Origin of the sequence: Bradyrhizobium campsiandrae (assembly GCF_014529705.1) — a bacterium.
Classification (GTDB): domain Bacteria; phylum Pseudomonadota; class Alphaproteobacteria; order Rhizobiales; family Xanthobacteraceae; genus Bradyrhizobium; species Bradyrhizobium campsiandrae.
Genome location: NZ_JAANIH010000381.1, coordinates 1 through 244, shown reverse-complemented (window position 1 = coordinate 244; position 244 = coordinate 1). Strand labels below are relative to the sequence as shown.

At 63.5% G+C, this 244-nt stretch carries 1 pseudogene; it reads right to left on the bottom strand.

What is annotated here, in order from left to right:
• A pseudogene (locus G8O24_RS46935) lies at positions 1-139 on the bottom strand (HlyD family secretion protein); the annotation flags it as partial.
• Between the last annotated feature and the right edge of the window lie 105 nt (positions 140-244).

Here is a 244-nt window from a genome sequence, read left to right as displayed (position 1 = left end):
CGAGGCGGTACGGCACGGGGTCGATCTCGAACAGCACGTCGCCTTGGCCGACGAGCTGCCCCTCCCTCACCACGACCTTGTCGATCTTGCCGGAGATATCGGGCGTCACCAGCACCTTCTGCGCGCCAACATCAAGATCTACGGCGACATGCTGGATCTCGCCCAAAAGGGCGTGGACCTGAAGCAGCGCGACGTCGAGCGCAAGCAGGCGCTCGTCAAGAACAGCTTTGGCTCGCAGCTCGAC